The organism is Pseudomonas sp. NPDC089428 (genome assembly GCF_044749325.1).
Classification (GTDB): Bacteria; Pseudomonadota; Gammaproteobacteria; order Pseudomonadales; family Pseudomonadaceae; genus Aquipseudomonas.
Window position 1 is genome coordinate 436,882 of record NZ_JBIVHT010000002.1, and the last position, 19,199, is coordinate 456,080.

Below are 19,199 nucleotides of genomic sequence, written 5' to 3' on the forward strand. Positions count from 1 at the left end.
GGCCGCGCAGCGGCCCCACTCACGCTCTCCAGGCCTTGCGCAAACGCATCAAGGCTTCGGCAATCTGCCCTTCCGGCACCGCCGCAAACCCCAGCACCAGCCCTGCCCGCTTATCCACAGGCACCTCGCTTTCTTCCAGCCAGTAGCTGCTCAGCGGGTTCACCTCGACGCCCACCGCCTCGGCCCTGGCCACCAGCTGCTGCTCCCGCGCAAAGTTATCCACATCAACCTTGACGTGCAGCCCCGCCGCCACTTCAGGCATCGCACCGAGCCCAGGCACATCCACCGGCCACCCGGCCTTGAGCACATTGCGCCGGCTCAACGCTGCCTTGCGCATGCGCCGAATATGCCGCTGGAAATGCCCCTGCGCCATGAACTCGGCCATCACGCACTGCGTCCCCACCTCCGAATGCCGAACAGCCAGTGCCCTGCCCTGGCTGAACGCCTGCACCAGTCGCGGCGGCAACACCAGGTAGCCCAGGCGCAATGCCGGGAAGGCGATCTTGCCGAAGGTACCGACGTACAACACCCGCCCCTGGCGGTCGAGCGCTGCCAGCGGGGCCAGGGGCGCACCGCTGTAGCGATACTCCCCGTCGTAGTCATCCTCGATGATCCAACCGTCGTTGCGCTCAGCCCAGGCCAGCAAGGCCAGGCGCCGAGGCAAGCTCATGGTCACCCCGGTCGGGTACTGGTGCGCAGGGGTAACGTAGGCCAACCGGCAGCCCGTCACCTGCTCCAGGCGCTGGCAATCCATGCCCTCCTCGTCCACCGGCACGCCAGTGACCTTGCCACCGGCCACGGCAAAGGTGTACCCGGCCGCCCGGTAACCCGGGTTTTCCACAGCCACCCCGTCGCCCGGCTGCAACAGCAACTGTGCACAAAGGCTTATCGCCTGCTGCGCGCCACTGGTGATCACTATTTGTTCAGCCGCGCAGGAAAGGCCGCGTGAACGGCGCAAGTAGGCTGCAATCAGTTTGCGTAGCAGTGGTTCACCCGCTGGGTCGCCATAACCAAGCTGCGAAAGGGCCGGATTGCGCCAGAAACCCGCCTGCAGCTTGGCCCAGACGTCGAACGGGAATAGATCGAATGCCGGAATCCCAACTCGAAATGCCCTCGGCGCACCGCTTTTTGGTGGCGGCAGATGGTTACTTTTCAGACGCTCCAACGGCTCACTGGAAAGCTTGTTGCTGGATAAATCCTCAGTATTTCCAAGCGAAAATGTGGATAAGTCTGTTGATAAACCCCGGGATAACCCTGTGGACAGTTGTGTGGATAGTTTTGCCAGGCGACTCACATAGGTGCCATCACCGACCCGGCTTTCTATGTAACCCTCGGCATACAACTGGTCGTAGGCACGCACCACGCTGTTGCGCGACAGCGCCAGCACGTTCGCCAGTTCGCGCGTGGCCGGCAACCGGGTACCGCTGCTCAGTCGGCCATCGAGCACCCGTGCACGCAAGGCCTGGTACAGCTGCTGACTGAGCCCACGGCGACGATCGAGAACGATTCCAGCAGGATCGAAAGGCAATACGAGGGAGCGCTCGCTCATGAGATTGGACCTATGAAAACAGCCTTTAATGGCTCTTACTCAGAGCCAATAGCCTGCCTACGATGGAGCCATTCGACAAGGACTCAGCGCATGTACAACAGCAAACCCCATCAGGAACATGACCTTGAGCGCTTGCACCAGCACATGCGCGACACCCGCCTGGCCGTGCTGGTCAGCCACGGTGAACAGGGCCTGCAGGCCACGCACCTGCCGGTGTTGCTGGCCACCGACGAGGGCGAATTCGGCACGGTCTACGCCCACCTGGCGCGAGCTAACCGGCAATGGCAGGAGCTGGAGCAAGGCGCCGAAGCATTGCTGGTGTTTCCGGGTGCCGATGCCTATGTCAGCCCCAGCTATTACCCGAGCAAGGCCGAAAACCCCAAGGTGGTGCCGACCTGGAACTACCTTGCCGTACACGCTTACGGCACGGCCGAAGTGATCCACGACGCCGCACCACTGCTGCAGATCGTCAGCCGCCTGACTGACCGCCACGAACAGGGCCGCAGCGAGCCCTGGAAAGTCGCCGACGCCCCCGCCGACTACCTCGACAGCATGCTCCGCGCCATCGTTGGCATCCGCCTGCCCATCACCCGCCTGCAAGGCGCGCGCAAGCTCAGCCAGAACCGCTCGGCGCAGGATATCGCTGGCGTGCGCGATGGCCTGGGCGCCAGCCCGGACTACCTGGACAACCAACTTGCGGCGCACATGCGCCAACTCTGAAGGAAAAGCCCATGCCCAGCGTTACCCTGCGCCCTGTCAGCGCCCAAGACCACGCCGCCTGGCTCGCCCTGTGGCAAGCCTACCTGCGCTTCTACCAGACCGAACTGGCCGAAACGGTCAGCCTCAGCACCTGGCAACGCCTGCTCGACCCGAATGAACCGACGCATTCGACCCTGGCATGGGTCGATGGCAAGGCGGTGGGCATGGTCAACTTCATCTACCATCGTTCCAACTGGAGCATCGAGAATTCCTGCTACCTGCAGGACCTCTACGTCGACAGCAGCCAGCGCGGCCTGGGCATCGGCCGCCAGCTGATCGAGCACGTGTATGCCACGGCCAAGGCCGCTGGCTGCATCAAGGTGCACTGGCTGACCCACGAAACCAACGCCACCGCCATCAGCCTGTACGAGCAGGTTGCCGAGCGCCCGGGCTTCATCCAATTCCGCAAAGGGTTGTAGGCCGCACATGAGTGACGCACTGAACTGGAAACCTGCCGCTACGCCCAATGCCGAGCCCATCGACGGCCGCTTCATCCGCCTGGAGAAACTCGACCCGGCGCGCCACGGCGACGATCTCTGGACCACGCTGCAAGGCCCGGCGTCCGATCCGCTGCTGTGGGACTACCTGCCCTACGGCCCCTTCACCGAGCGCGCCGCCTTCGACCGCTGGCTGCATGGCAACGCCGCCGGCCACGATCCGCTTTACTTCACGGTCATCGATCGCACCAGCGGCCAAGCCCAAGGCATGCTCACGCTGATGTCGATCGTGCCGGACCACGGCCGCATCGAGATCGGCCATATCGCTTTCGGCGCCCCCATGCAGCGCACGCCTAAAAGCACCGAGGCCGTCTACTTGCTGGCCAAGCTTGGCTTTGAGCTGGGCAACCGTCGCCTGGAGTGGAAGTGCAACAACGCCAACGCCCGCTCCAAGCGCGCGGCAGAGCGCTTCGGCTTCGTTTTCGAGGGCGTGTTCCGCAAACACCTGGTGGTGAAGGACCACAACCGCGATACGGCGTGGTACTCGATTACCGATGATGAATGGCCGCAGGTGGCGGCGGGGTTCGAGCGGTGGTTGAGCGCAGAAAACCAGAGGCCGGAAGGCCAGGCACGAACACTTGAGGACTGCCGCAGGGGCTGATCATCAAGACCGATCACGGGCCAGCCGGCCTGTGATCGGTCTGAGGGGTTTACCTGATCTGGCTCGCGCGCCTTATGACGCCCATCTGCAAACCAAATGGTTTGAATACAGCGTTCAACGACTTGAGCGTGGGATTGCCGTCCCCCTGCTCGATCTGAATGAGCGTACGCACGGAAATCTTGCACATCCGCGCAAACTGAGTCTGCTGCATCTTCGCCACCTCCACGCGCAGCCGTCGCACCGCAGCCCCCAGCTCAAGGCTACCATCGGCAATACCTTCGCGCACGCCATCGATCATCAGCCCGCGGGCATCGATGGAAACCGTCATGCCAACCCCCACTCCGCCATCCGGCGCTCAAGCTTGCCCAGCGCAATCGCCGGATGATTCATCACTGCATCCGGGAGCCCAAGACCGGATAAGATATCCGGCAATGCCAACAGATGCCGGGCATCCTGCCGTAGACGCTGGAAAGCCTCGCCCGGATCGACGAATTCAGCCAGCGCAACACAGGCCGCCTGCCAGTCGATTTCGCCAGCTCTTTCGATCGAAGCAGGCCACTTGGTGGTTCGAGTTATCCCTTCCTGATCCATCACCATCGGCGCAAGGTCGTAGATGGGGGCTAGACGTACCGTGTCGCGGGTACGAATGATAGCCGTGTTGCGTCCGTGGTTATCGGCGTTGCCCAAGATCTTGTTGATCAGGTCGCGCCGCAGATAATCCGCAATCAGCTCAGGCACCTCTTTGCCTTGGCCAGCCATCACCCACACCCCGGCGAGTGCCTCGATTACTTCAAGGTGCCCCATCCGGCTACCGGGCTCGGTAACTCCACACAAGGAATAAACCGACTCCACGGCAAGGCGCTGTACACCCTGAGCGCAAACCTGACGATCGAAGCGCTCCATCCACAAGCTGGGCTTTCTACCCTCTTCAAGCGCGATGTGCTCACTGGCCACCGTCTCGATGTCAAGCTGCTGCAACGCCTTGTAGTAGAGGTACTCGGCCCGCAGGATATCCTGATCATCGGCCAGAGCCTGGTTCCGGGCGAACTTGATGAACCAATGCCGTCGGGCTCGGTCATCCGCAAGCACTGCGTCCGGATACAGGTGGCCGCTCTCGGCTTCGGTCATCAACAGTTTTGGTGCTTCCCCGCCGGCGCCAGTCGCGCCACCAATGGCCGAGCCTTGCTCATAGGCGTATTCGAGAAAGCGTTGATCGCGAGTGATGACGTCTTGCCGTGAAAAACCGATCGGCTCCGCAAGGTCCAGTTGCTCGACCGACTCCTTGATGCGCAGATTGCCAATAGGGGCCGGGGTGGAGCGCCCGAGCAAATACAGGTCCTCACCCATGCCTTCCGGTTTCTCTCGGCCGATATGCCTGAGCAAAAAACGCTTCGCAGCCCCAGCGGGCGCGATGTCGTAAAGGAATGCCGGAGCGTGCGACAGACGATGGGAGCCGAAGTCCACCGGCAGCCTGGCGCTTGCGGCCTGGCAGAACAGGCTGTCGTAGGCATCCAGATTGGTTTTGACATACTCGGACGTGTACCCGAACTCACAGGGACTAGAAAGGCTCTTTTCAGGCTCGGCAAAGGCGATGGCAACAGCATCATGCCACCGACCTTGATCATGGAGTTGGAGCGTGAGTCTGTACATGGTTCACCTGCAATTTACTGCATGCTGCTGGACGATTCAGGCTTGTTATCTGCAGCATAGTGCAGACTAGCTACAGTCTCCATTCTTTATCTGCACTTTAATACAGATAAAGGTGGCTCGGCTTTGCAAAATCTGCATTAAAATGCACTGCTGAACATAAAAAAGGGGAGCATCCGCTCCCCAGAGGTTAACCGCTCGTAGCTGAGGGCTGATCTCAGCCTTCGATCTCGATCAGGATCTCGCCCGGCGTCACTCGATCGCCCTTGGCAACGTGGATGGCTACGACCTTGCCGGCGATGGCCGCCTGCACTTCGGTCTCCATCTTCATCGCCTCGGTGATCAGCACCGCCTGGCCGGCCTTGACCAAATCACCTTCCTTGACCAGCACATCGACGATGTTGCCCGGCATGGTGGTGCTGACGTGGCCCGGCGCGCTGGCCTGCTTGCGCTTGCTGCCACCGCCGCCAACGAACTCGTTGAGCGGCTCGAACACCACTTCTTCCGGCATGCCGTCGATCGACAGGTAGAAGTGACGCTTGCCTTCGGCCTTGACGCCCACACCCGTGATGTCGACGCGGTAGGTTTCACCGTGTACGTCGATGACGAACTCGGTCGGTACCCCTTCACCGGCATGGGACGCCACAGCACCTGCTTCGGGAATCGGCAGCAGGGCTTCGGGGGTCAGGGTGCCGGCTTCGCGTTCTTCGAGGAACTTGCGGCCAATGTCCGGGAACATGGCGAAGGTCAGCACGTCTTCTTCGCAACGGGCCAGGGCACCGATGTCGGCGCGCAGCTTGGCCATCTCTGGCTTGAGCAGGTCGGCCGGGCGCACGTCGATCACTTCTTCGCTGCCGATCGCCTGGCGGCGCAGCTGCTCGTTGACCACACCTGGGGCCTTGCCGTAACCGCCTTGCAGGTACAGCTTCACCTCGTTGGTGATGGTCTTGTAGCGCTCGCCGGCCAGCACGTTGAAGAACGCCTGGGTACCGACGATCTGCGAGGTCGGGGTCACCAGCGGCGGGAAGCCGAGGTCTTCACGCACACGCGGGATCTCGGCCAGCACCTCGTTCATGCGGCTCAGCGCGCCCTGCTCCTTGAGCTGGTTGGCCAGGTTGGAAATCATCCCGCCCGGCACCTGGTTGACCTGCACGCGGGTGTCCACGGCGGTGAACTCGCTCTCGAACTGGTGGTACTTCTTGCGCACGGCGTAGAAGTACAGGCCGATTTCCTGCAGCAGTTCCAGGTCCAGGCCAGTGTCGAACTCGCTGCCCTTGAGCGCGGCGACCATCGACTCGGTACCCGGGTGGCTGGTGCCCCAGGCGAAGCTGGAGATCGCGGTGTCGATGTGGTCGGCACCGTTTTCCACGGCCTTGAGCTGGCACATGGCGGCCAGGCCGGCGGTGTCGTGGGAATGGATGAACACCGGCAGCGACTGCTCGGCCTTCAGTGCCCTGACCAGCTCGCCGGTGGCGAACGGCGTCAGCAAGCCAGCCATGTCCTTGATCGCAATCGAGTCGCAACCCATGGCTTCCATCTGCTTGGCCTGGGCAACGAAGGCCTCGATGGTGTGCACGGGGCTGACGGTGTAGGCGATGGTGCCCTGGGCGTGTTTGCCAGCAGCCTTCACCGCTTCGATGGCAACACGCAGGTTACGCACGTCGTTCATCGCGTCGAAGATGCGGAACACGTCGATGCCGTTGACCGCAGCCTTGGCGACGAAGGCCTTGACCACGTCGTCGCTGTAATGGCGATAGCCGAGCAGGTTCTGGCCACGCAGCAGCATTTGCAGGCGGGTATTAGGCAGGGCCGCACGCAGTTTGCGCAGGCGCTCCCACGGGTCTTCCTTGAGGAAGCGCACGCAGGCGTCGAAGGTGGCGCCACCCCAGACTTCCAGCGACCAGTAGCCGACTTTGTCGAGCTTGTCGCAGATCGGCAGCATGTCTTCGGTACGCATGCGGGTAGCCAGCAGGGACTGGTGGGCGTCGCGCAGGATCGTGTCGGTTACGTGAATTTTCTTGGACATTATAGGGTTCCTCACAGGCCTGCGTGGGCGGCGATGGCGGCGGCGATGGCCAGGGCCAGCTCTTCGGGTTTGCGCTTGATCGAGTAGTTGGTCAGCTCCGGGTGGCTTTCGACGAAGCTGGTATTGAACTGACCGCTACGGAATTCCGGATTGCGCAGGATTTCCTGGTAGTACGCGGCGGTGGTCTTCACCCCCTGCACGCGCATGTCGTCCAGGGCCCGCAGGCCGCGGTCCATGGCTTCTTCCCAGGTCAACGCCCAGACCACCAGTTTCAGGCACATGGAGTCGTAGAACGGTGGAATGGTGTAGCCGGTGTAGATCGCCGTGTCGGTACGCACACCCGGGCCGCCGGGGGCGTAGTAACGGGTGATCTTGCCGAAGCTGGGCAGGAAGTTGTTCTTCGGGTCTTCGGCGTTGATGCGGAACTGCAACGCGTAGCCACGGTGCTGGATGTCTTCCTGTTTCACCGACAGCGGCAGCCCGGAAGCGATGCGGATCTGCTCACGGACGATGTCGATCCCGGTGATTTCCTCGGTGATGGTGTGTTCCACCTGCACCCGGGTGTTCATCTCCATGAAGTACACCTCGCCATCGGCGAGCAGGAACTCCACGGTACCGGCGTTCTCGTAGTTCACCGCCTTGGCTGCACGTACCGCCAGGTCGCCGATGTAGGCGCGCTGCTCGGGGGTGAGCTGGGGGCTCGGAGCGATTTCGATGAGTTTCTGGTTACGGCGCTGGATCGAGCAGTCGCGCTCGAACAGGTGCACGACGTTGCCGAAGCTGTCACCCAGGATCTGCGCCTCGATGTGCTTGGGGTTGACGATGCACTTTTCCAGGAACACTTCTGCCGAACCGAAGGCCTTGGTGGCCTCGGAGATCACCCGCGGGAAGTTCTGTTCCAGCTCTTCACGGCTGTTGCAGCGGCGGATACCACGGCCGCCACCACCGGAAGTGGCCTTGAGCATCACCGGGTAACCGATACGGTCGCCTTCGCTCAGGGCTTCATGAATATCGGCGACGTTGCCTTCGGTACCGGGGGTCACCGGCACACCGGCCTGGATCATGGTGCGACGCGCTTCGGTCTTGTCGCCCATGCGGCGGATGACGTCGGCGGCCGGGCCGATGAACTTGATCCCGCGCTCGGCGCAGATCTCCGCCAGTTCGGCGTTTTCCGAAAGGAAACCGTAGCCCGGGTGCAGGGCGTCACAGCCGGTTTCCACAGCAAGGTTCACCAGCTTGCGCGGGTTCAGGTAGCCGGCCAGCGGCTCGGCACCAATGCTGTAGGCCTCGTCGGCGCGCTTGACGTGCAAGGCATGACGGTCGGCATCGGAATAGATCGCGACAGAGCGAATGCCCATCTCGGCGCAGGCACGGACGATCCGAACTGCGATTTCACCCCGGTTGGCGATCAGGATTTTTTTTATCACTGGAGTCTTCCCAAAGCCGTAGGAACAGTCGATCCGGTTCTACCGGTCGGCGCGTGACCAGAGGTTGCTGGCCAGTCGCACATTCACCCTAGCGCTGAAGGTCGATAAACAAAAATCAATATTTGTTAGAGGCTGTATTAGCAAAAGCTTATAGTTCGGTAACAAGGTATTGCCAAAGAGCTGATAAAAATGCGTAAGTCCTTGATGCGTATGACATTGCGTCAATTGCAGATCTTCAACGAGGTGTGTGATTTGCGCTCGTACAGCCGTGCGGCGGAGGAGATGGCACTGACGCAACCCGCCGTTAGTCTACAGATCCGTCAGCTCGAGGAGCTGATTGGCCAGCCGCTGTTAGAGTACGTCGGCAAGAAGCTCTACCTGACCGAAGCCGCCGAAGCGCTGCAGCGGGCCAGCCGCGACATCTTCGGGCGCCTGGAAAGCCTCGACATGCAGCTGTCGGACATGCAGGGCTCATTGCAGGGGCAGCTGAAACTGGCGATCGAGTCCAGTGCCAAGTACTTCGTGCCACACCTGTTCGCCGCCTTCAAGCAACGTCACCCGGAGGTCAACCTGACCCTCACCGTGGTCAATCGGGCCCAGGCGATCCGCCGGCTTTCCGACAACCGCGACGATCTGATCATCATGTCCATGGTGCCGCAGGACATGGGCCTGGAGTTTCTGCCGTTTCTGAACAACCCGATCGTGGCTGTGGCCCCGCCTGAACACCCGCTGTGCAAGCTCGAACAGCTGCGCCTGCAGGACCTGGAGCCTCATACCCTGCTGGTCCGCGAGCAAGGTTCGGGAACGCGCAAGGCCTGCGAGGAGTACTTCAAGGACAAGCGCGTGCACTTCACCCAGACACTGGAGGTCGCTTCGGCCGATGCCCAGCGCGAATGCGTGATCGCCGGCCTGGGGATCGCCCTGCTGACCCGCCACGCCGTGAACCTGGAGCTGGCCACGAGGGTGCTCAGAGAGCTGCCGGTGGAAGAGTTGCCGCTGTACCGCAGCTGGTGTGTGGTGCAGGCCAAGGCCAAGCGACAGTCGCCGGTAGCCTTGGCCTTTCTTGCGTTCATCCGCAGCGAACGTGCGTTGATTAGCGCGCTTGTTGAGCGCTTCTCGGGGAAGCTGCCGCCGACGCCTGCCATACCGTGAGTGCTTGCAACTCTGGGTAATCCACAAGGTCACGGAGCAGCTGACGTTGGTCGCAATAGCTCTCGATCGCGCGGCGGTATTCCATGCGGCGCTGATCCTTTTCCTGCTGCTTGCGAGCCTTGGCGCTGGGTTGGTACGTACCGTCGAAGTCACGAGCCATTGCCTGTCTCCCAGTTAGGATGCGGGAGTCTCAGACTGGCCTCGGCGGTTTACGGTTTGGCTGTGGAATGGTGACAGAACCGTGAAATTTGCTTTGCCTGTGCCGGCCTCTTCGCGGGCAAGCCCGCTCCCACAGGTACTGTATGCTTCTTGAAGGCAGTGCGATTCCTGTGGGAGCGGGCTTGCCCGCGAAGAGGCCGGTACAGGCTGATCTCAGTCGTCTGTAGCCTTGATCGACTTGGGCGACAAACGCAGGCTGCGCAAACTGCGCTTCACGCTCTTCAGGTGATTGACCAGGCTCGGCCCACGGGCCATGGCCACGCCCATGGCCAACACGTCGATGACTACCAGGTGAGCGATACGCGAGGTCAGCGGGGTGTAGATCTCGGTATCTTCATGCACGTCGATCGCCAGGTTGACCGTCGACAGCTCCGCCAGCGGCGTCGCGCTCGGGCACAGAGTGATCAGGTTGGCACCGCTTTCACGCACCAGGTTGGCAGTAATCAGCAAGTCCTTGGAACGCCCCGACTGGGAAATGCACACCGCCACGTCACCCGGCTTCAACGTCACCGCCGACATGGCCTGCATGTGCGGGTCGGAGTAGGCCGCAGCGCTGAGCAGCAGGCGGAAGAACTTGTGCTGGGCGTCGGCGGCTACCGCACCGGATGCGCCAAAGCCGTAGAACTCCACGCGTTGCGCCTGAGCCATTGCACTCACGGCCTGTTGCAGGGCCTGGGGGTCGAGGTGCTCGCGTACTTCCATCAGCGTGTGAAGGGTGGTGTCGAAAATCTTCAGGCTGTAGTCGGCAACCGAGTCGTCCTCATGAATCGCGAACTGGCCGAAACTGGCACCGGCTGCCAGGCTTTGCGCCAGCTTGAGCTTGAGATCCTGGAAGCCTGAACAACCGATCGCCCGGCAGAAACGCACGATCGTCGGCTCACTGATGCCCACGCTGTGCGCCAGGTCGGCCATCGAGCTGTGCATGACGGCAGCCGGGTCGAGCAGCACGTGGTCGGCCACTTTGAGTTCCGATTTGCGCAGCAGGTGGCGCGATTGGGCGATATGTTGCAACAGATTCACGGGCTGGACTCGGTTATGATCGGCTGGCCGGGATGTAGCTTTCTTGTAGTTATACTACATGGACGCCAACCCGCCCAGTTAAACGAACGTGGAGAGTGGTGGTTTGACTATTCCTTGCGACATTCTGGTGTTCGGTGGCACTGGTGACTTGGCCCTGCACAAACTGCTGCCGGCGCTCTATCACCTGTACCGCGAGGCGCGCCTGAACAACGCGGTGCGCATCATTGCCCTCGCCCGCCGGCACATTAGCCGTAACGAATACCTCAAGCTCGCCGAGCGCCATTGCCGGGCGCAGATCGCCCGCCACGACTTCGACGAAGATGTGTGGCAACGCTTTTCCGCCCGCCTCGACTACTTCCCCATGGACGCGGCGCAAAGCGCCGATTTCGGCCGCCTGGCGCGCTACCTCGGCGAGCCTGGAGGGCTGACCCGCATCTACTACCTGGCCACTGCGCCCAACCTCTTCGTACCGATCGCCAACCATCTGCGTGTTGCCGGGCTGGCCGACAGCGAAGCACGCATCGTGCTGGAAAAACCGATCGGCCACTCGCTGGAATCTGCCACTGCCATCAACGAATCGATCGGCGCGGTGTTCGACGAATCGCAGGTGTTTCGCATCGATCACTACCTGGGCAAGGAAACCGTGCAGAACCTGATGGCCCTGCGCTTCGCCAATGCCCTGCTGGAACCGGTGTGGCGCAACGGCCAGGTCGACCATGTGCAGATCAGCGTCTGCGAAACCCTGGGTGTGGAAAACCGTGGTGGCTACTACGACCGCGCCGGGGCAACCCGCGACATGCTGCAGAATCACCTCTTGCAGCTGCTGTGCCTGGTGGCCATGGAACCGCCGGCGCAATTCGAGGCCGAAGCCGTGCGCGACGAGAAGGTTAAGATCCTGCGTGCCCTCAAACCCATCACCGGCCAGGACGTGCAGGACAAGACCGTGCGTGGCCAGTACGGTGCCGGACACATCGGCGGCCAGGAAGTACCGGCCTACTACTTCGAGAAGGACGTCGACAACGACACCGACACCGAAACCTTCGTCGCCGTGCACGCCCACATCGACAACTGGCGCTGGGCCGGCGTGCCGTTCTACCTGCGTACCGGCAAGCGCATGGCGCGGCGCTCGTCGCAAATCGTCATCCAGTTCAAACCGGTACCCCACGAGCTGTTCAGCGGCGGCCAAGTCAACCAGCTGCTGATCCAGCTGCAGCCCGAGGAACGCATCAGCCTGCGCATGATGACCAAGAGCCCCGGCAAGGGCATGCGCCTGGAGCCGGTCGATCTGGACCTCAACCTTGCCCAGGTTTTTGGCCAGACCCGCCGTTGGGACGCCTACGAACGCCTGCTGCTGGACATCCTGGAGGGCGACTCGACGCTGTTCATGCGCCGCGACGAAGTGGAGGCTGCCTGGGCCTGGATCGACCCAATCATCAAGGGCTGGGAAGAGCACTTCCAGGCGCCCCGCCACTATGCTGCAGGCAGCAACGGCCCGGAACAGGCCAACAGCCTGCTGGCCAGGCACGGCAGGCACTGGCATGGCTGAGTGACCTTGCCCTCAATGCGTCCAAGGGCGGGCAAGCATCTGTCTGAACTCAGGCTCCGGGACAGGCCTGCTGATCAGATAGCCCTGGGCCTCATCACACGCGTGTTCACGCAGAAACGCCAGCTGTTCCGCCGTTTCCACCCCTTCCGCCACCACCTTCAGGCCCAGGCTCCTGGACAGGGTAATGATTGCCTGGGTAATGGCCGCATCCTGGCTGCCTTCGTGCAGGCCGCGGATGAATGCCTGGTCGATCTTCACGTAGTCCACCGGCAACCGCTTCAGGTAGCTCAGTGACGAATAGCCGGTACCAAAATCGTCGATGGCCAGTTTCACCCCCAACGCATGCAATTGCTCGAAGGTCGCGATGATGTGCTCGACGCTGTCCAGCAGCTGGCTTTCGGTAAGCTCCAGCTCCAGGAGGTGCGGTGCCAGGCCGGTCTCCTCAAGCACCTGACGCACCAGGCTGACCAGCTTGCCCTGGCGCAACTGGTACACCGACAGGTTGACCGAAACCCGCACCTCCAGCCCCAGGCGCTGCCAATCGCGAGCCTGCCTGCAGGCATGGCGGAGCACGAACTCGCCGATAGGGGCAATCAGCCCGGTTTCTTCGGCCAAGCCGATGAACTCCCCTGGCGGCACCATGCCCCACCCTGGATGTTGCCAGCGCACCAGGGCCTCGGCGGCATGCAGACGCCCACTGAGCAGGCACAGTTTGGGCTGGTAAAAGACCATGAGTTGTTCTTCATCGATGGCCTTGCGTAGCTGGTTCTCCAGCTGCAGGCGCTCGAGAGTGCTGGCGCGCAGGCTCTCGGTATAGAACTGGAAGTTGTCGCCGCCCAGATGCTTGGCATGCTGCTTGGCCATGTCTGCCTGGCTGATCAGGGCATCGGCATCGAGCGTGGCGTCGGACAGCACACTGATGCCCACCGAAGCGCTGACCACGACCTCGTGCCCGTCGAGCCGCTGCGGCTTGCGCAGCTTGTTCAACAACCGGGTGGTGACCCGCACCAGGCTCGACAGGTTGCTGTAACCATCGAACAGTACGGCAAACTCATCGCCAGAAAGCCGCGCCACGGTATCTGCCTCGGGAACGGTGCTGACAATTCGCCGGGCAATCTTGTGAATCAGCTGATCAGCCAGCTCATGGCCCAGGCTTTCATTGAGTAGCTTGAAGCGGTCCAGATCGACATGCAGCAGGGCGAGGCTGCGCCCGTTGCTGCGCACGCGTTGAGCGGCTTCCTGTAGACGTAGCCGGAACAGTGAGCGGTTGGCCAGCCCGCTCAATTCGTCGTAGTGCGCCAGGTAGCGCAAGCGCTCCTCGGAGGCCCGCCGCGAAGACAGGTCGGTGAAGAATCCGACCACCTGGCTCAACTGGCCCTGGGTGTCGCGCACAGCCGTCAGTTGCAACCGTTGCGGATGCAGCTCGCCGTGCTTGCGCGCCTCTACCAGCTCGGCCTGCCAGCCGCCTTGTTGCGCCAGCGCCGACTCGATGGCCTGGCTGTGCCGGCGCGCATCGCTATGGCACGGCAACTCGAACCATTCGCGCGCCAGTAGCTCGGAACGGTTGTAGCCGGTCATCTGGCAGTAGGCCTGATTCACTGCAAGTACCACGAATTCGGCGCTCAGAATCACCACGCCTTCATTGCAGGCTTCGAACACCGTGGCCGCCAGGCGCTGCTGTTCTTCGAGCACCTTCTGCGCGGAGATCCGTTGCAGGTCCTGGTTCAACGCCTGATTCTGGAAGCGCCGCAGCAGGCTGCGGTCGAGTAGCCGGTTGACCTGCCAGGCCACCACCACCAGCGCCGCCAGCAGAATCAGGCCAAGCCAGCCCCAGCCACGCTGCTGCCCTGCGTCGAAGTAGAAGAGGAACAGGATCGGCGGCAACAGGCAGGGCAAGGCAAAGCTGAGAAAGGCCGGCAGGCTGACTGCATAGGCGATGCTCGCACTTAAAGTGGCCATCCCCAGCAAGCCGAACACCCAGGCCTGCTGCACGAAGTTGTCTTGCGGCACCAAGGCGATCGCGGCACAGGCCAAGGTCAAACCACTGAATGCCGAACCGAACAGGAACATGCGGCGCCAGCCAGGGTTGGCCTGACGTTGCGCCGAGGCAGCGTCGAACGCCGCTACCTGGATCACCCGAAGGGCCACCAGCGCCAGCAGCCATACCAGCCACACGGCCACCAGCAAATAACGCCCAGGGATCCACAACAGCCAGGCGCAGAGCAGGCCGTTGAGCAGCATGAACAATGTGGGTAACAGAGAGCCTTGATACAGCAGACGCGTTCGCTCGACGGAGAGCTGGGTGGCGAACTGCCTGCGCACATTCCTTGTCATCTCCAGCGATACTCCGATCGCCGTGCAGTCCTGGGTCATAGCGCTGGTTCTTGTAGAGTTCTTGTTATGGTTGTCACTCAACGAGCTGCGATCTTACACAAACGGCAGTCCTGGCCAAACTGCTGTGGGTCATCTTTGGCCCGTTACGCGTGTGCAGGCATTGGTATAGCTGAAATGATGCCAGATCCCATCGGCAACCAAGGGGCCCGAATGTAGCACTGCGTCTAGCGGCGCTACTCTCGATTACCAAGGACATCATCATGAACACCATCAAAAACCTGATTGCCTACAACAGCGATGTACCCGGCGAGCCGACTTACTTCGAAGTGCAAGGAACCGTGACAGTTGCCCACCCAGGCATCGAGCCTGTTCTGGTCGAACCCAAAGTGCGCCACCGCGGTGGCTGGGAAGTGCTCGAACTGCAACTGGTGGAGAAGGAAGGCATTTCCTTGCAGGTCGTGACTCAGAAGGATGTGTTCTTCAGGCGCGAAGGTGGTACTGCGTGGAAGTCTCTGGAGGTCATCGAGCCTGCGGGTTCGCAAAGGGTTGAAATTGGCTACCGCAAGGCAATCGAGTAAGCCGGGTGCGAGTCAGCCTGATCGCAGCCATGCGGCGATCAGGCAACTGCTGGCGCCAGAACCCGATGAGCGACAGCGCTTGAGGTGAATATTCATACAGTAGATGTTTGCCCCTTAACCGGCCTCCCCCTAGAATGGCCGGATGCACACAGATGACCTCTCCCTCCTGCTGAATTCCCTCAACGATGCCCAACGCCAGGCCGTCGCGGCCACGCTTGGGCGTCAACTGGTGCTTGCTGGCGCCGGTTCCGGTAAAACCCGCGTGCTGGTGCACCGCATCGCCTGGCTGATCCAGGTCGAGCAGGCCTCGCCGCACTCTATCCTGTCGGTGACCTTCACCAACAAGGCTGCTGCCGAAATGCGCCAGCGGATCGAGCAGTTGCTGGGCATCAACCCGGCGGGCATGTGGGTGGGTACCTTCCACGGCCTGGCGCACCGTCTGCTAAGGGCGCACTGGCAGGAAGCACGTCTGGTGCAGAACTTCCAGATCCTCGACAGCGATGATCAGCAACGGCTGATCAAGCGCGTCATGCGCGAACTTGGCCTGGACGAGCAGAAATGGCCGGCGCGTCAGGCCCAGTGGTTCATCAACGGGCAAAAGGACGAGGGCCTGCGCCCGCAACACATCCAGGCCAGCGGCGACCTGTTCCTGCAGACCATGCGCGATGTCTACAGCGCCTATGAACAGGCCTGCGAACGCGCCGGGGTCATCGACTTCTCCGAATTGCTGCTGCGCGCCCTCGACCTGTGGCGCGACCACCCTGGCTTGCTGGAGCACTACCAGCGGCGCTTCCGTCACCTGCTGGTGGACGAGTTCCAGGACACCAACGCCGTGCAGTACGCCTGGCTGCGCCTGCTGGCGGGCAAGAATGGTGGCAGCCTGATGGCTGTGGGCGACGACGACCAGTCCATCTACGGTTGGCGCGGTGCCAAGATCGAAAACATTCACCAGTACACCGCCGACTTCCCTGATGCCGAGATGATCCGCCTGGAGCAGAACTACCGCTCCACCGGCGGCATCCTCAAGGCCGCCAACGCGCTGATCGCCAACAACAGCGGGCGCCTGGGCAAGGAACTTTGGACCGACATGGGTGAAGGCGAGCCGCTGACGCTGTACGCCGCCTACAACGAACACGATGAAGCGCGCTATGTGGTCGAGACCATCGAGAGCCTGATCAAGCAAGGCAACGCGCGCAGCGACATCGCCATCCTGTATCGTTCCAACGCCCAGTCGCGGGTGCTGGAAGAAGCCTTGCTGCGCGAACGCATCCCCTATCGCATCTACGGTGGTCAGCGCTTCTTCGAACGCGCCGAAATCAAGAATGCCATGGCCTACCTGCGCCTGATCGAAGGCCGCGGCAACGACGCGGCCCTGGAGCGGGTGATCAACGTGCCACCCCGTGGAATTGGCGAGAAAACCGTCGAGGCCATTCGCGAGCATGCCCGCCACAGCCAGCTGTCGATGTGGGAAGCCATGTGCCAGTTGCTGGCCGCCAAGGCGCTGAAAGGCCGCGCGGCCTCGGCCCTGGGTGCCTTCATCGAGTTGATCGAGGGCCTGGCCAGCAAGGTCGCCGACATGCCGCTGCACACCATGACCCAGACGGCCATCGAGCAGTCCGGTCTGATCATCTATCACCAGGAAGAAAAGGGTGAAAAGGGCCAGGCACGGGTAGAAAACCTTGAGGAACTGGTCAGCGCCGCGCGCAACTTCGAAACCAGCGAAGACGACGCCGACCTGTCGCCGCTCTCGGCCTTCCTGGGCCATGCCTCGCTGGAAGCCGGCGACACACAGGCGGACGAGCACGAAGACAGCATCCAATTGATGACCCTGCACAGCGCCAAGGGCCTGGAATTCCCATACGTGTTCCTGGTGGGCATGGAAGAAGGCCTGTTCCCGCACAAGATGAGCCTGGAAGAACCCGGCCGCCTGGAAGAGGAACGCCGCCTGGCCTACGTGGGCATTACCCGCGCCATGCGCCAGCTGATCATGACCTATGCCGAGACCCGTCGCCTCTATGGCAGCGAAACCTATAACAAGGTGTCTCGTTTCGTACGTGAGATTCCGAGCGGGCTGGTTCAGGAAGTACGACTTTCCAACAGTGTCAGCCGACCATTCGGCGGTTCGACGAGCTCCAACAGCAACCTGTTTGCCAATGCCAATATTCCGCAGACCGCCTTCAACCTGGGCCAGCGCGTGCAGCACGCGGTGTTTGGCGAAGGGGTGATCCTCAACTTCGAGGGTTCCGGTGCCCAGGCGCGGGTGCAGGTAAACTTTGCCGAAGGCAGCAAATGGCTCATGCTGGGGTATGCCAAGCTCGAGGCCATCTAAAGCCTCGAACCATTCAGGCAAAAGCTGGAAACATCTTGTCGCTGGTCATGTGCACAGGAACCTGTGCACCATGGCGCGCGTGCAATCCACAACAGGGGAAATCCCATTTATGCAACGTTTTCTTAGCATCGCACTGGCGCTCTGCGTCGGCCTGACGCTGAGCCTGGACGCCAACGCCAAGCGATTTGGCGGCGGCAAGAGCTCGGGCGCCGCGCCTATCCACCAGACCCGCCAGGCTACGCCAACCACGCCTGCTGCCGCGCCGACCGCTCCTGGCCGCGCCCCGGCCGCCGCCAGCGGTGCTTCGCGCTGGCTGGGCCCTCTGGCCGGCCTCGCCGCCGGTGGCCTGCTGGCTTCCATGTTCATGGGTGACGGCTTCCAGGGCATGCAGATCATGGACTTCCTGATCATGGGCCTGATCGCCTTCCTGGTGTTCCGCTTCATTGCCGCACGCCGTCGCCAGCAGCAGCCGCAAATGGCCGCGCCGGGCCACGCGCCGTTCCAGCGTGAAGCGCATGGCCAGCAGCCTGCTCAGCCGTCGATCTTCGGTGGTTCGGCTGCCCCTGCTGCCGCAGCCGCCCCGGTGATCAACGCACCGGCGTGGTTCAACGAGCAGAGCTTCCTGGCCGCAGCCCGCAGCCACTTCCAGTCGCTGCAGCAGCACTGGGATGCCAACGAAATGGACAAGATCGCCGAGTTCGTCACCCCGCAGATGCTCGAGTTCCTCAAGCGCGAGCGTGCCGACCTGGGTGATGGCTTCCAGTCCACCTACATCGATGACCTCGACGTACAACTGGACGGTGTCGACGATCGCGCCGACCGCACCGACGCCACCCTGACCTTCCGTGGCGTGTCGAAGACCTCGCGCTTCGACCAGGGCGAGGCCTTCAGCGAAAGCTGGCACATGGTTCGCGCCCAGGGCGAGAACCAGCCTTGGCTGGTCGCCGGTATCCGTCAAAACGGTTAACCGTCGCACGTTGCACAAAAAACCCCGGGCCTGTCCCGGGGTTTTTGCTTTTGCCAGAGCGGGCTACTAGGGTATAACGCGCAGCGTTGTCATCAAGGTCAGAGGATGTAAACCGTGGAAGAAGTGATCGAACAACTCCGTGAAGCCAATGAACCCGTGCCGGTGCCGCTGGAGCTTCCCGATGAGGACCAACTGGTCGAGATCGAGGAACAGCTGTTCATCAACATTCCGTTCGTGTTCAAGGAGTTTCTGCTGACCGTCAGCGATGTGGTGTACGGCTCGCTTGAGCCGGTGACCTGCACCGACCCGCAATCCCACACCTACCTGCCCGACGTCGCCGCCAACGCCTGGGACGCCGGTGTTCCGCGCGACCTGATTCCGCTGTGCGAGGACGGCAACAACTACTACTGCGTCGAGGAAGATGGCACCGTAGTGCTGTGGGATGGTGACGAAGAAGCCATTGCCGAAGAAAGCTGGGAATCGGTGTGGCACTGGGCACGGGACGTGTGGCTGGAAAGCTGACCCACTGAAAATGGCTTAGTGCCATC

Annotated in this window: 17 protein-coding genes; 9 read left to right on the forward strand and 8 right to left on the reverse strand. The window is 62.0% G+C overall.

Features of this window, described 5'->3' with window-relative positions; all coding sequences use genetic code 11:
* Window positions 1-19 precede the first annotated feature (19 nt).
* On the reverse strand, window positions 20-1,549 hold the full coding sequence (locus ACIPZ5_RS05365) for a PLP-dependent aminotransferase family protein (RefSeq protein WP_400807105.1): 1,530 nt from the start codon (window positions 1,547-1,549) through the stop codon (window positions 20-22).
* Between the two features lie 90 nt (window positions 1,550-1,639).
* Between ACIPZ5_RS05365 and ACIPZ5_RS05370 the strand changes: the two genes are divergently transcribed.
* The 3 genes from ACIPZ5_RS05370 to ACIPZ5_RS05380 are packed head-to-tail and all read left to right on the forward strand — an operon-like array spanning window position 1,640 to window position 3,406.
* A complete protein-coding gene (locus tag ACIPZ5_RS05370; RefSeq protein WP_400807107.1) occupies window positions 1,640-2,269 on the forward strand; it encodes an FMN-binding negative transcriptional regulator in 630 nt (209 codons plus the stop codon).
* 11 nt (window positions 2,270-2,280) lie between these two features.
* Window positions 2,281-2,727 (forward strand): GNAT family N-acetyltransferase, encoded by a 447-nt coding sequence (locus ACIPZ5_RS05375; protein ID WP_060507731.1) that lies wholly within the window; start codon window positions 2,281-2,283, stop codon window positions 2,725-2,727.
* A 7-nt stretch (window positions 2,728-2,734) separates the two neighbouring features.
* Window positions 2,735-3,406, forward strand: coding sequence for a GNAT family N-acetyltransferase (locus tag ACIPZ5_RS05380; protein ID WP_400807108.1), 672 nt, complete (start codon window positions 2,735-2,737; stop codon window positions 3,404-3,406).
* 49 nt (window positions 3,407-3,455) lie between these two features.
* Here the strand turns inward: ACIPZ5_RS05380 and ACIPZ5_RS05385 are convergent, their stop codons facing one another.
* The 4 genes from ACIPZ5_RS05385 to ACIPZ5_RS05400 all read right to left on the reverse strand — a co-directional run bounded on the left by ACIPZ5_RS05385 (window position 3,456) and on the right by ACIPZ5_RS05400 (window position 8,506).
* On the reverse strand, window positions 3,456-3,734 hold the full coding sequence (locus ACIPZ5_RS05385; protein ID WP_400807111.1) for a helix-turn-helix domain-containing protein: 279 nt from the start codon (window positions 3,732-3,734) through the stop codon (window positions 3,456-3,458).
* Window positions 3,731-5,056 (reverse strand): type II toxin-antitoxin system HipA family toxin, encoded by a 1,326-nt coding sequence (locus ACIPZ5_RS05390; protein WP_400807113.1) that lies wholly within the window; start codon window positions 5,054-5,056, stop codon window positions 3,731-3,733. The genes ACIPZ5_RS05385 and ACIPZ5_RS05390 overlap by 4 nt, the downstream gene beginning before the upstream one ends.
* 214 nt (window positions 5,057-5,270) lie before the next feature.
* A complete protein-coding gene (gene oadA, locus ACIPZ5_RS05395; RefSeq protein WP_400807116.1) occupies window positions 5,271-7,079 on the reverse strand; it encodes a sodium-extruding oxaloacetate decarboxylase subunit alpha in 1,809 nt (602 codons plus the stop codon).
* Between the two features lie 11 nt (window positions 7,080-7,090).
* The gene (locus ACIPZ5_RS05400) at window positions 7,091-8,506 is read right to left on the reverse strand and encodes an acetyl-CoA carboxylase biotin carboxylase subunit (protein WP_054884776.1); all 1,416 of its coding nucleotides are present in this window, start codon (window positions 8,504-8,506) and stop codon (window positions 7,091-7,093) included.
* 189 nt (window positions 8,507-8,695) lie between these two features.
* On the opposite strand from ACIPZ5_RS05400, the gene ACIPZ5_RS05405 reads away from it, so the two are divergent.
* Entirely contained in the window at window positions 8,696-9,658 is a 963-nt protein-coding gene (locus tag ACIPZ5_RS05405) for a LysR family transcriptional regulator (RefSeq protein ID WP_400807120.1), read from the forward strand.
* Here the strand turns inward: ACIPZ5_RS05405 and ACIPZ5_RS05410 are convergent.
* Together ACIPZ5_RS05410 and hexR are read right to left on the reverse strand one after the other, a co-directional pair.
* Window positions 9,600-9,818 carry a PA3496 family putative envelope integrity protein gene (locus ACIPZ5_RS05410; protein WP_261942088.1) on the reverse strand — a complete coding sequence of 73 codons (219 nt, stop codon included), beginning with the start codon at window positions 9,816-9,818 and terminating at the stop codon, window positions 9,600-9,602. The two genes, ACIPZ5_RS05405 and ACIPZ5_RS05410, sit on opposite strands and share 59 nt — an antisense overlap.
* A 212-nt stretch (window positions 9,819-10,030) precedes the next feature.
* Entirely contained in the window at window positions 10,031-10,897 is an 867-nt protein-coding gene (gene hexR / locus ACIPZ5_RS05415) for a transcriptional regulator HexR (protein ID WP_027917078.1), read from the reverse strand.
* A 103-nt stretch (window positions 10,898-11,000) separates the two neighbouring features.
* On the opposite strand from hexR, the gene zwf reads away from it, so the two are divergent.
* The gene (zwf, locus tag ACIPZ5_RS05420) at window positions 11,001-12,443 is read left to right on the forward strand and encodes a glucose-6-phosphate dehydrogenase (protein ID WP_343594557.1); all 1,443 of its coding nucleotides are present in this window, start codon (window positions 11,001-11,003) and stop codon (window positions 12,441-12,443) included.
* A gap of 12 nt (window positions 12,444-12,455) precedes the next feature.
* On the opposite strand, the gene ACIPZ5_RS05425 is transcribed toward zwf, so the two are convergent.
* A complete protein-coding gene (locus tag ACIPZ5_RS05425; RefSeq protein WP_343594559.1) occupies window positions 12,456-14,816 on the reverse strand; it encodes an EAL domain-containing protein in 2,361 nt (786 codons plus the stop codon).
* Window positions 14,817-15,037: 221 nt separating this feature from the next.
* Between ACIPZ5_RS05425 and ACIPZ5_RS05430 the strand changes: the two genes are divergently transcribed.
* The 4 genes from ACIPZ5_RS05430 to ACIPZ5_RS05445 all read left to right on the forward strand — a co-directional run bounded on the left by ACIPZ5_RS05430 (window position 15,038) and on the right by ACIPZ5_RS05445 (window position 19,173).
* Window positions 15,038-15,355: a hypothetical protein gene (locus ACIPZ5_RS05430; RefSeq protein ID WP_343594561.1), complete on the forward strand. Its 318-nt coding sequence runs from the start codon at window positions 15,038-15,040 to the stop codon at window positions 15,353-15,355.
* 142 nt (window positions 15,356-15,497) lie between these two features.
* Window positions 15,498-17,684, forward strand: coding sequence for a DNA helicase II (uvrD, locus tag ACIPZ5_RS05435; protein ID WP_343594563.1), 2,187 nt, complete (start codon window positions 15,498-15,500; stop codon window positions 17,682-17,684).
* Window positions 17,685-17,793: 109 nt separating this feature from the next.
* On the forward strand, window positions 17,794-18,651 hold the full coding sequence (locus ACIPZ5_RS05440) for a Tim44 domain-containing protein (protein WP_110638879.1): 858 nt from the start codon (window positions 17,794-17,796) through the stop codon (window positions 18,649-18,651).
* 114 nt (window positions 18,652-18,765) lie between these two features.
* Window positions 18,766-19,173 (forward strand): SMI1/KNR4 family protein, encoded by a 408-nt coding sequence (locus ACIPZ5_RS05445; protein WP_261942093.1) that lies wholly within the window; start codon window positions 18,766-18,768, stop codon window positions 19,171-19,173.
* Window positions 19,174-19,199: the final 26 nt, after the last annotated feature.

Excerpts from the sequence above, each read along its gene's own strand:
- ACIPZ5_RS05365 (WP_400807105.1), bottom strand. The coding sequence starts at position 1,549 with ATGAGCGAGCGCTCCCTCGTATTGCCTTTCGATCCTGCTGGAATCGTT.
- ACIPZ5_RS05370 (WP_400807107.1), top strand. The coding sequence starts at position 1,640 with ATGTACAACAGCAAACCCCATCAGGAACATGACCTTGAGCGCTTGCAC.
- ACIPZ5_RS05375 (WP_060507731.1), top strand. The coding sequence starts at position 2,281 with ATGCCCAGCGTTACCCTGCGCCCTGTCAGCGCCCAAGACCACGCCGCC.
- ACIPZ5_RS05380 (WP_400807108.1), top strand. The coding sequence starts at position 2,735 with ATGAGTGACGCACTGAACTGGAAACCTGCCGCTACGCCCAATGCCGAG.
- ACIPZ5_RS05385 (WP_400807111.1), bottom strand. The coding sequence starts at position 3,734 with ATGACGGTTTCCATCGATGCCCGCGGGCTGATGATCGATGGCGTGCGC.
- ACIPZ5_RS05390 (WP_400807113.1), bottom strand. The coding sequence starts at position 5,056 with ATGTACAGACTCACGCTCCAACTCCATGATCAAGGTCGGTGGCATGAT.
- oadA (WP_400807116.1), bottom strand. The coding sequence starts at position 7,079 with ATGTCCAAGAAAATTCACGTAACCGACACGATCCTGCGCGACGCCCAC.
- ACIPZ5_RS05405 (WP_400807120.1), top strand. The coding sequence starts at position 8,696 with ATGCGTAAGTCCTTGATGCGTATGACATTGCGTCAATTGCAGATCTTC.
- ACIPZ5_RS05410 (WP_261942088.1), bottom strand. The coding sequence starts at position 9,818 with ATGGCTCGTGACTTCGACGGTACGTACCAACCCAGCGCCAAGGCTCGC.
- ACIPZ5_RS05425 (WP_343594559.1), bottom strand. The coding sequence starts at position 14,816 with ATGACCCAGGACTGCACGGCGATCGGAGTATCGCTGGAGATGACAAGG.
- ACIPZ5_RS05430 (WP_343594561.1), top strand. The coding sequence starts at position 15,038 with ATGAACACCATCAAAAACCTGATTGCCTACAACAGCGATGTACCCGGC.
- uvrD (WP_343594563.1), top strand. The coding sequence starts at position 15,498 with ATGCACACAGATGACCTCTCCCTCCTGCTGAATTCCCTCAACGATGCC.
- ACIPZ5_RS05440 (WP_110638879.1), top strand. The coding sequence starts at position 17,794 with ATGCAACGTTTTCTTAGCATCGCACTGGCGCTCTGCGTCGGCCTGACG.